At 75.5% G+C, this 12813-nt stretch carries 14 protein-coding genes; 4 read left to right on the top strand and 10 right to left on the bottom strand.

All coding sequences use genetic code 11. The annotated features are described in order from the left end of the window. Nucleotides 1–45: 45 nt before the first annotated feature. The 6 genes from IEY94_RS09275 to clpB all read right to left on the bottom strand — a co-directional run bounded on the left by IEY94_RS09275 (nucleotide 46) and on the right by clpB (nucleotide 7303). The gene (locus IEY94_RS09275) at nucleotides 46–423 is read right to left on the bottom strand and encodes an ArsR/SmtB family transcription factor (RefSeq protein ID WP_189114961.1); all 378 of its coding nucleotides are present in this window, start codon (nucleotides 421–423) and stop codon (nucleotides 46–48) included. 57 nt (nucleotides 424–480) lie between these two features. Beyond that, the gene (gene pyrE, locus IEY94_RS09270) at nucleotides 481–1023 is read right to left on the bottom strand and encodes an orotate phosphoribosyltransferase (protein WP_189169669.1); all 543 of its coding nucleotides are present in this window, start codon (nucleotides 1021–1023) and stop codon (nucleotides 481–483) included. Between the two features lie 100 nt (nucleotides 1024–1123). Continuing rightward, nucleotides 1124–1912, bottom strand: coding sequence for an SDR family NAD(P)-dependent oxidoreductase (locus IEY94_RS09265; protein WP_189169668.1), 789 nt, complete (start codon nucleotides 1910–1912; stop codon nucleotides 1124–1126). A gap of 5 nt (nucleotides 1913–1917) precedes the next feature. Beyond that, nucleotides 1918–3108, bottom strand: a complete 1191-nt coding sequence (locus tag IEY94_RS09260; RefSeq protein ID WP_189169667.1) for a hypothetical protein — start codon at nucleotides 3106–3108, stop codon at nucleotides 1918–1920. 123 nt (nucleotides 3109–3231) lie between these two features. Beyond that, nucleotides 3232–4677 (bottom strand): hypothetical protein, encoded by a 1446-nt coding sequence (locus IEY94_RS09255; protein ID WP_189169666.1) that lies wholly within the window; start codon nucleotides 4675–4677, stop codon nucleotides 3232–3234. A gap of 40 nt (nucleotides 4678–4717) precedes the next feature. Next, the gene (gene clpB / locus IEY94_RS09250) at nucleotides 4718–7303 is read right to left on the bottom strand and encodes an ATP-dependent chaperone ClpB (protein ID WP_189169665.1); all 2586 of its coding nucleotides are present in this window, start codon (nucleotides 7301–7303) and stop codon (nucleotides 4718–4720) included. Nucleotides 7304–7502: 199 nt separating this feature from the next. Here clpB and IEY94_RS09245 point away from each other — a divergent pair, with 199 nt between their 5' ends. From IEY94_RS09245 to IEY94_RS09230, 4 genes are all read left to right on the top strand, one after another. Beyond that, a complete protein-coding gene (locus tag IEY94_RS09245; protein WP_189169664.1) occupies nucleotides 7503–7940 on the top strand; it encodes a hypothetical protein in 438 nt (145 codons plus the stop codon). Nucleotides 7941–8004: 64 nt separating this feature from the next. Next, nucleotides 8005–8505: a cation:proton antiporter regulatory subunit gene (locus IEY94_RS09240; RefSeq protein WP_189169663.1), complete on the top strand. Its 501-nt coding sequence runs from the start codon at nucleotides 8005–8007 to the stop codon at nucleotides 8503–8505. Between the two features lies 1 nt (nucleotide 8506). Further along, a complete protein-coding gene (locus IEY94_RS09235) occupies nucleotides 8507–9694 on the top strand; it encodes a cation:proton antiporter (protein WP_229783459.1) in 1188 nt (395 codons plus the stop codon). Between the two features lie 87 nt (nucleotides 9695–9781). Continuing rightward, nucleotides 9782–10210, top strand: a complete 429-nt coding sequence (locus IEY94_RS09230) for a hypothetical protein (RefSeq protein ID WP_189169662.1) — start codon at nucleotides 9782–9784, stop codon at nucleotides 10208–10210. A gap of 22 nt (nucleotides 10211–10232) precedes the next feature. Here IEY94_RS09230 and IEY94_RS09225 read toward each other — a convergent pair whose 3' ends face one another. The 4 genes from IEY94_RS09225 to grpE form a co-directional block, all read right to left on the bottom strand. After that, nucleotides 10233–10436 carry an Rv0909 family putative TA system antitoxin gene (locus tag IEY94_RS09225; protein WP_229783458.1) on the bottom strand — a complete coding sequence of 68 codons (204 nt, stop codon included), beginning with the start codon at nucleotides 10434–10436 and terminating at the stop codon, nucleotides 10233–10235. A gap of 77 nt (nucleotides 10437–10513) precedes the next feature. Next, nucleotides 10514–10960 carry a heat shock protein transcriptional repressor HspR gene (locus tag IEY94_RS09220; RefSeq protein WP_189169661.1) on the bottom strand — a complete coding sequence of 149 codons (447 nt, stop codon included), beginning with the start codon at nucleotides 10958–10960 and terminating at the stop codon, nucleotides 10514–10516. Further along, entirely contained in the window at nucleotides 10953–12158 is a 1206-nt protein-coding gene (gene dnaJ / locus IEY94_RS09215; protein WP_189169660.1) for a molecular chaperone DnaJ, read from the bottom strand. The genes IEY94_RS09220 and dnaJ overlap by 8 nt, the downstream gene beginning before the upstream one ends. 67 nt (nucleotides 12159–12225) lie before the next feature. Further along, nucleotides 12226–12813 (bottom strand): nucleotide exchange factor GrpE, encoded by a 588-nt coding sequence (grpE, locus tag IEY94_RS09210; RefSeq protein ID WP_189169659.1) that lies wholly within the window; start codon nucleotides 12811–12813, stop codon nucleotides 12226–12228.

Below are 12813 nucleotides of genomic sequence, written 5' to 3'. Positions count from 1 at the left end.
GAGACGGTCGGTGGTGATGGTTACGGAGCGACTCCGGTGACGCGGTCAGCGCGCGCGCTTGGTGGCCCGCTTCCGCGGCGGCGTGAGCAGGTCCGCGATCGTGGCGATCGAGGCCGGCACCAAGCGGTAGTACGCCCACACGCCGCGCTTCTCCCGCTCCAGCAGCCCGGACTCGGTCAGGATGCGCAGGTGGTGGCTGACGGTCGGCTGGGAGAGCCCCAGCGGCGATGTCAGGTCCGCCACGCACGCTTCGCCGTCCGGCGCCGCCTGAATCAAGCTGAGCAGGCGAAGGCGCGCCGGATCGGCGAGCGCCTTCAATACACCGGCGAGCCGCTCAGCATCGGCTCGCTCGATCGGCTCGCCGGCAAGCGGCGAGATCTGAGGCATTGTCATTTCGGCCAACGCAGTTCCCACAGAACCCATCCTTCCACCAACACCATCGACCCGCCTGCATATCAGCAGGTCCGAACCGGCAGTTTTCTAGTCCGTAAGGCCGAGGTCCGCCAACGTATACGCCGCGCGGTAGGGGATTCCTTGCTCCTGAACCGCCCGTCCCGCCCCCCGATCGACAATAACCGCAACGCCGACCACTTCGGCCCCAGCCTGCTGTAACGCTTCGACGGCGGTCAGGACACTGCCACCCGTCGTCGATGTGTCCTCCACCGCCAGAACCCGCCTTCCGGCGACATCCGGACCCTCGATCCGACGCTGCAGGCCATGCGTCTTCTCGTTCTTGCGCACCACGAACGCGTCCAACGGCGCGGCGCCGGCCCGCGTCGCCGAGTGCAGCATCGCCAGTGCGACCGGGTCGGCACCCAGGGTCAGACCTCCCACAGCGTCGTACTCCCAGTCGGCGGTGAGCTGGCGCATGACGTCCCCCACGACGGGCGCGGCGGCGTGATGCAGGGTCACTCGGCGCAGGTCGGCGTACCAGTCAGCCTCCTTGCCCGACGAGAGCACGACTCGACCACGGACGATGGCCAGGTCGTTGATGTATTTGCGCAGTTCATCGCGGGGGTCCATGGCGGAAAGGGTACTCACCCGAGTCACATCCACGGGTGAGACCCCCACCATTAGAGTGACGAAGCGAACACTCGTTGTCCAGAACTTGACCCGGATTCTGTTAATCGTCCCGTTTCGGGCGGCGCTTGCCAGTGCCCGTGGCCAGGCGATGTGCCAATCGACGTGGCGCATGTCGCATCACACCCACGGCGATCCGGTACCGCCAGTCCGGCACGCTGACCGCGCGGCCGCGGGCGAGGTCACGCAGCGCGTCGGCGACGACGCGGTCCGCGTCCAACCAGGCCCACGGCGGGATGCCGGCCGTCGGGATCGCGGCGCGCGCGTGGAACTCCGTCCGGACGAAGCCCGGGCACAGCGCCATCACCCGGACGCCGTGCGCCCGCACCTGCAGGTGCGCGGACTCGCTGAAGTTGATCACCCAAGCCTTGCTCGCCGGGTACGACGAACCGGGCATCGGCCCGAACCCCGCGACCGACGCGACGTTGACGACGGCGCCGCGGCGCCGCTGCCGCATCCCCGGCAGCGCGGCGAGCGTGAGCCGCAGCACCGCCTCGACGTTGAGCCGCAGCATCCGCTGCTCGTCCGCGACCGGGTTGCCCAGCATCGAGCCGGCCAGGCCGATGCCGGCGTTGTTCACCAGCAGGTCGACCGGCCGGTCGGCGTCGGCGAGCCGGGCGGCGACGGCGGCCACGCCGGCGGCGTCGGACAGGTCCGCCGGCAGCGCGGTGACCGCGCTGCCGGTCGCGCCGGCCAGGTCGGCCGCGGCGGCGGCCAGCCGGCCGGCGTCGCGGGCGACGAGCACGAGGTCGTACCCGCGGCCGGCGAGGCGCCGCGCGAACGCGGCGCCGATACCGGCCGTGGCGCCCGTGACGAGCGCGGTCGGCGCCACGGCGCCTACCGGCTGTCCGGGTCGGCGTCGCCGGGCCGCCGCTCGCCCCCGCCGGCGGGACCGTCGGCACCCGGCGGCGTGTCCGCAGCCGGCGGCGCGATGCCGGGCCCGTCCGGCCGGGCCGGGTCGGGCGCCGCGGGCGGCACGGACACGGCGGGCGGGTCGGGTACCGGCGGCGGGGTCGGGTGGTCGGGTGCCGCGGGCGGCGGCGTCGGGTGGTCGGGTGCCGCGGGCGGCAGTGGCGGCGGGAACGCCGCGCCCGGTGCGGGCGGCGGCGCCGGCGGCGGGTAGTGCGGCGGTCCGGGCGGCGCGGCCGGCGGTGGGTACAGCGGCGCGGTCGGGTCGGCCGACGGCCCGCCCGGGTACGGCGGCGCGCCCGGCGGCACCGGTCCGCCGTGCGCCGCGGGTCCGCCGTGCGGCGGCGTGTCGCCGCCGGGCGCGGGCGGCGCGCCGTGCGGCGGGAACGGCCCACCGGGCACCGGACCACCCTGCGGCGGGCCGCCGTGAGCCGGACCGCCGTGCGGCGGGCCGCCGTGCACGGGACCGCCGGGGACCGGGCCGCCGTGCGGCGGGGCGGCGGGCTGGTCGGGCTGGACCGGGTACGCGGGGTACGCGGGCGGGAAGCCGCCCGGCGGGTACCCGCCGCCCGCCCAGCCGGCCTCCGGCTTGCGGAAGAAGTCGTTCGACGCCGGCAGCGCCAGCAGGACCAGCGCCACCAGCAGGACCAGCGCCGCGACCAGCTCGACGATGCTGCTCGACCACTGGTACCAGGTCGGGATCTCGATGTTGACCTGCCCGCCGCTGGGCTGGAACCCGCCGCCCAGCGACAGCGCGTCGGCGGCCACGCCGAAGGCGCCGCAGCAGACCGAGAGGCCGCCGAGCACCCAGAGGGTGATCCGGGCGCCGTTGCGGCCCCGGTTCACGAAGATGGCCAGCACCGCGAACACGATGGCGACGACGAGCAGCACGCAGATGCCGACGCCGAAGCCGATCATCGCGGCGGCCTCCATCGCCTCCCGCGACATGCCCTCCTGCGGCGGCGCGGCCGTGATGGACTCGCGCAGCTCCGGCAGCGCGACGACGAACAGGACGGCGCCGACCACCGCCAGTGCCACGTACGTGAATACCAGGGCCGTCGCCGCGCTGACCGTAGTCGGGCGCCGCCGGCCGGGCGGCTCCACCGCTGGGTACGCCATTCGCCTGCCTCCCTCGCTCCTCGCGCCCACGTTAGCCGGTGCGCGCCCGCGGCCCGCCGCGGCGCACGCGACACCGCCGCCGCGCGCGGAACCCGCGCCGGCCCGGCGCCGCGCCGGGCCGGGTCACCGCTGCCGCCGGCCGCCCGCGGGGTGGCCGGTCGCGCCGAGGTACCGCTCCGCCGCGGGCGTGCTCACCGCGAACAGGCTCACGACGAGCGCGGCCAGCGCGGCGGCCTGGAGCGCGAGCGCGCTCCACGTGAAACCGGCCGGCATCGCGTCCGTCACCTCGTCGACGGCGGCCCGGTGCGCGGCCCAGCCGATCCCGCCGGCGCCGAGGTTGAGGTACGCGAGGAGAGCCACGACCAGCGGGAGCAGCAGGCGGGGCAGCCGGGGGACCGGGCGGCCGGCCGCCGCGACGGCCAGCACCCCGCCGACCAGCGCCGCCCCCAGGAGCATCGCGACGGCGAAGTACGCCAGCCCGCCGTGCAGGCCGGCGCGCAGCTCGGCCACCGGCGTGTCGCCGACCGCGGCGACGTCCCGGGCGGCCTCGACCAGCCGGCCGTACCAGGCCAGCACCCAGCCGACGGCGAGCACGGTGAGCGCGACCACCGCCACGGTCGCCCGCCCGGCGAGCCGCACGGCGGCCGGCACCGGCCCGGACCGCACCGGCGGCCCGGCCGCCGCCCGCCCGCCGCGCAGCAGGAGGACGTCGCCACCGTCCCCACCGAACAGCGGATCGCCGTCCCCCGGCACCCCGCCGACCACCGGGGCGCCCGCGAGCAACGGATCGGGGGCGAGCAGCGGGTCGCCGTCCGCCGGCTGCCGGGACGCGTCCGCGCGGAGGACGTCGAAGCCGCGCGCGCCCGGCGCCGTCCGCCCCGGCACGTACGCCGGCAGCGCGCCGAACCAGGCCGACGCCGCCGGCCGGTACAGCAGCACCAGCGCCGGCCCGGCCAGGCAGGCCGCGACCAGCACCGCCGCCGCGGCCAGCCCCACCCACGGCCCGGGCCCGGCGACGGCGAGCCGGAGCCGGGCGTCGTCGGACATCGCCCAGCCGGTCTCGCAGTCCAGCGGCGGGCAGGGGGCGCGCGGCGCTACCCGGTCCGGATCGGCCATGCCGGTGGCGATCCCGCCGAACAGGCCACCGACGGCGTCCCGCACGGCGAGCAGCGCCAGGACGGCGGCGACGAGCACCGCCGGCCCGATGGCCAGGATGGCGTGCAGCGCGCGGACCGCGCCCGCCCCGCGCCACAGCGGGCGCAGCGTGCCGGCGCTCCACGCCGCGCCGAGCAGCAGCAGGAACGCGGCGATCAGCGGCCCCTCGCGGGCGCTGTCCCGGGCCGCGTCGACCAGGTCGGGCGGGGTGCCCAGCCGGTCCGCGGCGGCCCGTACGGCGGCGTCGCCGCGCAGCGCGGCGGCGACCAGCAGGGCCGCCGCCGCGAGCAGCAGCGCCGCGACGGCCGCCTGCAGGCGGACCGCCACCCGCACGGCGGCCGGCGGGCGCGGCCGGGCGCCGGCCGGCGACGCCCGGCCCGCGACCGCCGGCGGGTGGTCGGTGGGCAGGCTCACCCCCCGACCGTACGAAGCCCGGCGCGGCCGCGGGGGCGGTTCAGCGGACCGGCGCGACCGCCAGCCCGTCCTTGGCCGGGTTCAGCTCGACGGAGATCGTGTCCCCGTCCCGGACGTCGCCCGCGAGCAGCGCCCGGGCGAGCTGGTCGCCGATGGCCGTCTGGATCAGCCGGCGCAGCGGCCGGGCGCCGTAGATCGGGTCGTACCCGCGCTCGGCCAGCCACGCCCGCGCCCCGTCGCCGACCGCGAGGTCCAGCCGGCGGCCGGCGAGCCGGCGGCGCAGCGCGTCGAGCTGGATGTCCACGATGGCCCGCAGGTCCGGGCCGGTCAGGGCGTGGAAGACGATGATGTCGTCCAGCCGGTTGAGCAGCTCGGGCTTGAAGTGCGTCCGGACCGTGGCCAGTACCGCGTCCCGCCGCTGCTCCTCGGTCATCGTCGGGTCGGCGATGATCTGCGAGCCGAGGTTGGAGGTCAGGACGAGGATGCTGTTGCGGAAGTCGACGGTCCGGCCCTGGCCGTCGGTGAGCCGGCCGTCGTCGAGGACCTGGAGCAGCACGTCGAAGACGTCCGGGTGGGCCTTCTCGACCTCGTCCAGCAGGATCACCGAGTACGGCCGCCGGCGCACCGCCTCGGTGAGCTGCCCGCCCTCGTCGTACCCGACGTAGCCGGGCGGGGCGCCGACGAGCCGGGCGACGGAGTGCTTCTCGCCGTACTCGCTCATGTCGATCCGGACCATCGCCCGCTCGTCGTCGAACAGGAACTCGGCCAGCGCCTTGGCCAGCTCGGTCTTCCCGACGCCGGTCGGGCCGAGGAACAGGAACGAGCCGGTCGGCCGGTCCGGGTCGGCGATCCCGGCCCGGGCCCGGCGGACGGCGTCGGCGACCGCGAGCACGGCCGCGCCCTGCCCGATCACCCGGGACGTGAGCAGCTCCTCCATCCGCAGCAGCTTGGCCGTCTCGGCCTCGAGCAGCCGCCCGGCGGGGATGCCGGTCCAGGCGGCGACGACGCCGGCGATGTCGTCGGCGCCGACCTCCTCCTTGACCATCGGCTCGGCCTCGTCGGCGCTGGCCGCGGCGCTGGCCAGCTCCTTCTCCAGCGCCGGGATCTTGCCGTACAGCAGCTCCGACGCGGACGCCAGGTCGCCGCCCAGCCGGGCCCGGTCGGCCTGGCCGCGCAGGTCGTCGAGCTGCTTCTTCAGCTCGCCGACCCGGTTCAGCCCGGCCCGCTCGGCCTCCCACCGGGAGGTGAGCGAGCCCAGCTCCTCGGTCCGGTCGGCGAGGGTGCGGCGCAGCTCGGCGAGCCGCTGCACGCTGGCCGGGTCGGACTCCTTGGCCAGCGCCAGCTCCTCCATCCGCAGCCGGTCCACCGACCGCTGGATCGCGTCGATCTCCACCGGCCGCGAGTCGATCTCCATGCGCAGCCGGGAGCCGGCCTCGTCGACGAGGTCGATGGCCTTGTCCGGCAGGAACCGGTCGGCGATGTACCGGTCCGACAGCACGGCCGCCGACACCAGCGCGGCGTCGGTGATCCGGATGCCGTGGTGCGCCTCGTACCGCTCCTTGAGCCCGCGCAGGATGCCGATCGTGTCCTCGACGCTGGGCTCGCCGACGAGCACCGGCTGGAACCGGCGCTCCAGCGCCGGGTCCTTCTCGATGTGCTCGCGGTACTCGTCCAGCGTCGTCGCGCCGACCATCCGCAGCTCGCCGCGGGCGAGCATCGGCTTGAGCATGTTGCCGGCGTCCATCGAGCCCTCGCCCTTGCCGGCGCCGACGACGGTGTGCAGCTCGTCCAGGAAGGTGATCACCTGGCCGTTCGAGCCCTTGATCTCCTCCAGGACGCTCTTGAGCCGCTCCTCGAACTGCCCCCGGTACTGCGCGCCGGCGACCATCGCGCCCAGGTCGAGCGAGACCAGCCGCTTGTCCCGCAGGCTGTCCGGGACGTCGCCGGCCACGATCCGCTGGGCCAGCCCCTCGACGATCGCGGTCTTGCCGACGCCCGGCTCCCCGATGAGGACGGGGTTGTTCTTGGTCCGGCGGGACAGCACCTGGATCACCCGGCGGATCTCCGCGTCCCGGCCGATCACCGGGTCGATCCGACCCTGCAGGGCGGTCGCGGTGAGGTCGACGCCGTACTTCTCCAGCGCCCGGTACGTCTGCTCCGGGTCCGCCGAGGTGACCTTGCGGTCGCCGCCGCGGACGGCCGGGAAGGCGGCCACGAGCTGCTGCTCGGTCGCCCCGGCCCGGCGCAGCAGGTCGCCGACGGCGCCCGGGCCGCGGGCCAGGCCGGCGAGCAGGTGCTCGGTGGAGACGTACTCGTCGCCCAGCGGCCGGGCGATCTCCTCGGCGGCGGCGAGCGCGTTGACGAACTCGCGGGCCGGGCTCGGCTCGGCGACGCTGGCGCCGGCCGCCGACGGCAGCCCCTCCAGCGCCCGGACGGCGCCCCGGCGGACCTCGGCGGGGTTGGCGCCGGCCGCCCGCAGCAGCGCGCCGGCGGTGGAGCCGCCGGTGTCCAGCAGGGCGACCAGCAGGTGCCAGGGCTCGATGGTGGCGTGCCCGCGGCTGCCGGCGCCGCTCGCGGCGGCGCTGATGACTTCGCGGCTCTTGGTGGTGAAGCGTTCGGCGTTCATCAACCTCTCCCTGTGGGGCGTACGGGAAGTGAGACACGGGCGAAGTTGAGTCTATTCCGCTCAACTCCGGGACGCGCGGGTGAACGGTGCGGCCATTCCCGCTCGGGTGCCGCCGTTCACCGCCGATCAGGGGGATATTCCACTCGATTACCGCGGAGCGTCCGCGGGAACGTCATGATCCGTGGGGAGCATGCACCGCATGACCAAACTTTTCGCCGCCGCCACCGGCGCCCTGGCCGCCCTCGCCGCCGCCGCGCCGGCCGCCGCCGCCGACGGCAACCCGCGGTTCTGGGCCGCCGACGACCGGGCCGGCCTGGCCAGCGGCACGTACGAGTACGGGGCCAGCATCGGCACCAGCCCGACCTTCCCGGTGTTCCTCACCGGCCGGCTCACCGCCGACTTCGGCCGCGCCTGCCACGCGGCGTACGCCACGCCGCGGCTGGCCGACGCCAAGCCCACCTGGGTCCGGCTCGCCGCCGGCTGCGGCCTGGCCAGCGTCGACTTCCGGGCCACGCTCGCGGTGCCGAAGCGGGCCGGGAGCGTACCGGGGGTGCGGGTCTGCTGGGCCAACGACGACCCGGCCGCTGTCCTCCCCACCCGCAACTGCGGCCCCACCGACCCGCTCACGGCGGCCTGACCCGGCCACCCGAGCGGTCCGGGCGCGGGCGGCGGCGCCGCGGCGGACGCGATACGTTTGCCGGGTGCAGGTACGGATAGAGCAGAGCGAACTCCCCGGCATCGGCGTCCGGCACGACCTCGTGACCACCTCGCGGCGCCGGGTCGGCGTCGTGACCCGGTACAACGGCCGCCGCGACCTCGTCGTGTACAGCGACGAGGACCCCGACGCGTGCCTGGCGACGATCCCCCTCACCAACGAGGAGGCGGACGCCCTCGCCGGCCTGCTCGGCGCGTCGCTGATCCTGGAGCAGCTCGCCAGCCTCCGCGAGCAGGCCAGCGGCCTGCTCACCGAGCAGGTCCCGATCGGCGTCGGCTCGCCGTACGTCGACCGGCCGCTCGGCGACGCGCGCATCCGCACCCGCACCGGCGCCTCGATCGTCGCGGTGCTCCGCGGCGGCGACACCGTCCCCTCCCCCGGACCGGCGTTCGTCTTCGCCGCCGGTGATGTGGTCGTGCTGGTCGGCACCCGGCACGGGCTGGACGCCGCCGCCCGGACGCTCACCGACGACGATCCGGACGGCTGAGGTGCACGAGCACATCCCCCTGCTGCTCATCGAGGTCGGGGCCCTGCTGTTCGGGCTGGGCATCCTCGGCCGACTGGCCCGCCGGGTCGGCATCTCGCCGATCACGCTGTACCTGCTCGCCGGGCTCGCGTTCGGCCACGGCGGGCTGCTCCCGCTCGCCGCCAGCGAGAACTTCATCGAGGTGGGCGCCGAGATCGGCGTCATCCTGCTGCTGGTCATGCTCGGCCTGGAGTACTCGGCCGACGAGCTGGTCGGCAACCTGCGCACCGCGCTGCCCGCCGGCCTGCTCGACGCCCTGCTGAACGCCATCCCGGGGGCGCTGTTCGCCCTGCTCATGGGCTGGGGCCCGGTGGCCGTCGTCGCCCTGGCCGGGGTGACCTGGGTCAGCTCGTCCGGCGTGATCGCCAAGATGCTCGGCGACCTCAACCGGGTCGGCAACCGGGAGACCCCGGTGATCCTCTCGATCCTGGTGATCGAGGACCTGGCCATGGCGTTCTACCTGCCGCTGCTCAGCGCCCTGCTGCTCGGCGCGGGCGTGCTGGCCGGCGCGATCTCGCTCGGCGTGGCCGTGGCGACCGTGCTGGTCGTCCTGGTGGTCGCCGTCCGGTACGGCAACGCGATCTCGAAGATGATGAACCCGGACGACCCCGAGGTGCTGCTGCTCGGCGTCCTCGGCCTGTCCCTGCTGGTCGCCGGCCTGGCGGCGAAGCTGCACGTCTCCGCCGCGGTCGGCGCGTTCCTCGTCGGCATCGCGCTGTCCGGCAAGGTGGCGCACAGCGCGACCGAGATCCTGGCCCCGCTGCGGGACCTGTTCGCCGTCGTGTTCTTCGTCTTCTTCGGCCTCTCCACCAACCCCGAGGACATCCCGCCGGTCCTGCTGCCGGCCCTCGGCCTGGCCCTGGTCACGATGATCACCAAGGTGGTCACCGGCATCCGGGCCGCCCGGCGCGCGGGCATCGGCCGCCCCGGCCAGTGGCGGACCGGGCTGGCGCTGATGCCGCGCGGCGAGTTCTCCATCGTCATCGCCGGCCTCACCGCCGGCGTGCACCCGCAGCTCGCCCCGCTGGCGACCGCGTACGTGCTGATCACGGTCGTGACGGCGCCGCTGCTGGCCCGGCTGCCGGACGCCCGCTGGTTCCGCCGGCTCATCGCGCCCCGGCCCGTGCCGCTCGACCGCCCGACCGGCTAGCCGGGACCAACCGCTCGGTCGTCCCGCCGGCGGCGCTCGCGCGCTAGCGTGATCGTCTTCGATGTCCGGCTGGGTGGGAGACGGCGCGTGGTACTCGGACGCCCGGTGCGCGGCTTCGCGAACGTGGTCGACCCCACCGCGGCGGAGCTGCGCGCGTGGGCCCACGACCCCGACTCGGTCCCGATCAGCGAGCTGCCCGAGGACTTCGACCTGCTGGTCACCGGCGACCGGCTGGTCGGCACGCTGTTCGCGCTCGCGCTGGACCCGACCTGCCCGGCCCGCCGGTTCGCGCTGCACTGCCTGTACATCTACGCCGCCGACGCGATCCGCACCGAGTTCCGGCACCACCCGCGCCGCCGGCTGCGCCGGCTCGTCGAGCAGGCCGAGGCGCGCGGGGACACGGTGATGCTGACCTGGGCGCACAACTGCCGGGTGCTGCTGGTCCGGCCGGAGCTGTACACGTACCGCGACTGGTGCGCCGGCGGGCTGGTCCGGGAGCCGCGCGAGATCGCCTGACCCCCGGCCGCGCCGGCGTACGTCAGTGCTGGTCGCGCTTGTGCTCCTCGGCCTTCTTCCGGAGCTGCTCCTGCACCTTGTCGGTCTGGCCGGCGTACTTGCCCTTGGTGACCCGGTCGAACGCGTCGCCGGCCGCGTCGATCCCCTTGCGGACGAGCGCGTCGTCCTCCTTGGCCTTCTTCTTGGCCAGGTCACCCAGCTTGTTCAGTGCGTCCCCGATGCCCACCGCAACCTCCGCAGAAAGAGTCGATCCCCCTCCACGCTAGCGCGCCGCGGCGCCGGGGCCGAGCCCACGACCGGGCGTCAGGCGGGGCGGCGGGGCGGGTTCGGGCGCCAGACGACGACCGCGGCGCTCGGCCGGTGCACCGGCAGCAGCCCCTCCCGGGGGAAGGCCGAGTACCCCTCGCGCTCCCGGAGCCGCGCGTACGCCGCCGCCAGTTCCGCCTCCACCGCCGCGATCCGGTCCCGCAGGTCCCCGACGAGCTGCTCCAGCTCGATGATCCGCTTGATCCCGGCGAGGTTGACCCCGTCCTCCTGGCTCAGCCGCTGGATCTCCCGCAGCAGCGCCACGTCCCGGGTGCTGTACCGGCGGCCGCCGCCGGCCGCCCGCCCCGGCTGGACCAGGCCCATCCGGTCGTACTGGCGCAGCGTCTGCGGGTGCATCCCGGCGAGCCGGGCGGCGACCGAGATCAGCAGGACCTTGTCGTCGGAGGCCAGCTCGACGGTGACCCGGACCTCCCGGTCAGCCATGGCGCTGCGCCCGGCTCAGCAGGTGGTCCCGCGGGGCCTTCGGCGTGTGCGCGGCGAACTCCTCCAGCGCCTTGCGGGCGCTGTCGGACAGGCCCTTGGGCACGGTCACCTCCAGGGTGACCAGCAGGTCGCCGGGCTTGCCGTCGCGCCGGGGCACGCCCTTGCCGCGGGCCCGCAGGGTCCGGCCGCTGGGGGTGCCCGGCGGCACGCGCAGGGTCACCGCGCCGTCCAGCGTCGGCACCCGCAGGTCCGTACCCAGCACGGCCTCGGCGAAGGTCACCGGGACGGTCAGCGTGAGGTCGTCGCCGCTGCGGCCGAACAGCGGGTCGCCCTTGACCCGCACGGTGACGTACAGGTTGCCGGCCGGACCGCCGCGGGCGCCGGGCTCGCCGCGCCCGGCCAGCCGGATGCGCTGGCCGTCGGCCACGCCGGGCGGGAACCGGACGGTCAGCGTGCGGGACGTGGTCACGCCGCCGGTGCCCTTGCACTGCGCGCACTTGTCGTCGACGACCGTGCCCGCGCCCTGGCACTCCCGGCACGGCTCGGAGAAGCTGAACGCGCCCTGGTTGCGGGTCACCAGGCCGGTGCCCTGGCAGGACGGGCAGCGCCGGGGCGTGGTGCCCGGCTTGGCGCCGCTGCCCCGGCAGGTGTCGCAGACGCCCGGCGAGCGCAGCGTCAGCGGCAGCGTGATGCCGCGGACCGCGTCGTCGAAGTCGAGCGTGACCTCGGTCTCCACGTCCCGGCCGCGGGCCGGCCCGCCCCGCCGGTCGCGCGGCCCGGCCTGGCCGGGGCCGCCGCCGGCCGCCGCGCCGCCGGTGAAGATCGTGCTGAACAGGTCACTGAACGCCGAGCCGCCGAACCGGCCGGCCCCGGCGCCGCCGCCGTTGAACAGGTCGTTCGGGTCGAAGCCGCCGGGCGTGCCGGGGCCGCCGCCGCTCGCGCCCCGGCGGAACGCGCCGGAGCTGAACAGCGTGCGCATCTCGTCGTACTCGCGGCGCTGCTTGTCGTCGTTGAGCACGCCGTACGCCTCGGAGGCGGCCTTGAACCGCTCCTCGGCCTCGGCGTTGCCCGGGTTGCGGTCGGGGTGCAGTTCGCGCGCGAGCTTGCGGTACGCCTTCTTGATCTCGTCGCCGGTCGCGGTCTTCGTCACGCCGAGTACGGCGTAGAAGTCCTTCTCCAGCCAGTCCTTGCTGCTCACCCCGTCACCTCCACCCCTTCTTCATCGGTGACCGGGGGAGTCCCCGCAGGAATCCCCCGGTCACCGCTCATGCCGGATCCGCGACGGCCACCAGAGCGGGGCGCAGGAGCCGGTCGCCGAGCGAGTAGCCGCGGCGCATGACCTCGATGCAGGTCGGGGCCGACACCTCCGGGGAGGTGAGGTGCGTGACGGCCTCGTGCACGGTCGGGTCGAATGCGTCGCCCGGGTCGCCGAAGGCCGTCAGGCCGAACTTCTGCAGGGTCGCCGTGAGCTGCTCGGCCACCGCCGCGAACGGCCCGACCAGGTCGCCGTGGGTACGGGCCCGGTCGAGGTCGTCCAGGATCGGCAGGAGGCTGGCCAGGACGGCGCCCGTGGTCTGCTCGGCCACCAGGCTCCGGTCGCGGTCGACCCGCTTGCGGTAGTTGGCGTACTCGGCGGTCACCCGCTGCAGGTCCTTGGTCCGCTCGTCCAGCTCGGTGCGCAGGGCACCCAGCTCGGCGGCCAGCGGGCCGGCCGCCTCGCCCGCGGCGGGCTCCCCGGCGGCGTCGCCGGGGTCGCCCTGGGCCGCGTGCCGCCCCGCGCCGGCGGTGGGACCGATCTTGCGCTTGTCCCGGATGACCAGGCGCTCGCTGCCGGCCTCCTCGCGATCGCTCAC

It is taken from the genome of Pilimelia anulata (genome assembly GCF_014647895.1).
GTDB lineage: Bacteria > Actinomycetota > Actinomycetes > Mycobacteriales > Micromonosporaceae > Pilimelia > Pilimelia anulata.
The sequence above is the reverse complement of the archived record's forward strand: the minus strand, read 5'-3'. Positions and strand labels throughout refer to the sequence as shown.

What these genes read in the sequence shown, in the direction of transcription:
- IEY94_RS09260 (WP_189169667.1), bottom strand. Translation starts at nt 3,108, where the DNA reads ATGGCGTACCCAGCGGTGGAGCCGCCCGGCCGGCGGCGCCCGACTACG.
- IEY94_RS09245 (WP_189169664.1), top strand. Translation starts at nt 7,503, where the DNA reads ATGACCAAACTTTTCGCCGCCGCCACCGGCGCCCTGGCCGCCCTCGCC.
- IEY94_RS09275 (WP_189114961.1), bottom strand. Translation starts at nt 423, where the DNA reads ATGGGTTCTGTGGGAACTGCGTTGGCCGAAATGACAATGCCTCAGATC.
- pyrE (WP_189169669.1), bottom strand. Translation starts at nt 1,023, where the DNA reads ATGGACCCCCGCGATGAACTGCGCAAATACATCAACGACCTGGCCATC.
- clpB (WP_189169665.1), bottom strand. Translation starts at nt 7,303, where the DNA reads ATGAACGCCGAACGCTTCACCACCAAGAGCCGCGAAGTCATCAGCGCC.
- IEY94_RS09220 (WP_189169661.1), bottom strand. Translation starts at nt 10,960, where the DNA reads ATGGCTGACCGGGAGGTCCGGGTCACCGTCGAGCTGGCCTCCGACGAC.